This window comes from Bacillus sp. (in: firmicutes), assembly GCA_017656295.1.
GTDB lineage: Bacteria > Bacillota > Bacilli > Bacillales > JACDOC01 > JACDOC01.
The window spans coordinates 1-1,005 of sequence record JACDOC010000042.1; the positions used below are offsets into that span (position 1 = coordinate 1).

The following is a 1,005-nucleotide window of genomic DNA, read 5'->3' on the forward strand; positions in this document are numbered from 1 at the left end:
GCCATAGAACCTGTTTGGAAAAGGATATTCCCCCACGCATCGTATTCATATTCAGCAACAATGTTTCCATTGGCATCGGTTAATGCCGTTACGTCACCGTGACCATTTACATGATAATGATACGTTATACCATTTTTTGTCAAAGTTAAATAGTTTTGTTATCGTCAATATATATCAAAAGTAATTCTTGTCCATCCGGAGTTTTCAATAATAGCTTTCTATTTTTACAGAGAACCTCTCCAATAATAGTATCTTCATCACCTATTCCTAACGTATCTCCTTTGAAGTTACTTGGTAAAAAAAGAATGTATAAACCTGCTAATTCATCCCACATATTCCTTATAAATGAAATATTTTCTCTACATATGATTTTTGTTTTTAAATAAGAGAAACCTGGGGAGTTATTGACTTCTTCAAACCATGCTAAAATAAATTTATCTTTAGAATAAAAAAGTTCCTTAATAGAATTGTATAAATAATATAAATCTCTATACTTAGGATGTCCAGTAGGGAAACGTTGCCAAACTTCTAATACAGTTCTTTTTCGTAAATTAGAAGGAAGCTCGAATAAATCGAGCAAACCTTCCCAAGAATTTTTCATAGAAACCTCCCTTTCTTCAATAAACTTCTATTTCTTTTCCCACAAAACTATTCGTTTATTTCCTACATGATAATGTAATTGCCATTTACCAAGCTCATAATGATATTCTATTCTAAATATAGGCTTACTAATCCCTTTCTTTTTTATAGCAATTCTAAATTTCCAGTTTTTAATGTTCGGCCCAGATACTTCTAAAGTATAATTTTTCGCATCGTCTCGTACTCTTTTGAGATATGGCTTTAAAACACGATATGATTTTATTGCAACTTTTCGACCGATTTTTTTTGCAACAAATCTTATAATTTGAACAGCAGCAGCAATTAAGAGTGGATTATGCCCATCATGATCAACGTATATTACTGGATTATTCTTTGTATAAGAATATAAGTTTAAAGATTGCGGAT

3 protein-coding genes are annotated in these 1,005 nt (G+C 31.0%); all 3 read right to left on the bottom strand.

Translation table 11 applies throughout. From position 1 onward, the window contains the following. Window positions 1-143, bottom strand: a 143-nt coding sequence (locus H0Z31_15675; protein MBO8178845.1) for a hypothetical protein, incomplete at its 3' end; no start/stop codon positions are given. A gap of 2 nt (window positions 144-145) precedes the next feature. Continuing rightward, window positions 146-601 carry a hypothetical protein gene (locus tag H0Z31_15680; protein MBO8178846.1) on the bottom strand — a complete coding sequence of 152 codons (456 nt, stop codon included), beginning with the start codon at window positions 599-601 and terminating at the stop codon, window positions 146-148. A 27-nt stretch (window positions 602-628) separates the two neighbouring features. Then, window positions 629-1,005: hypothetical protein (locus H0Z31_15685; protein ID MBO8178847.1), on the bottom strand; the 377-nt coding region annotated here is incomplete at its 5' end.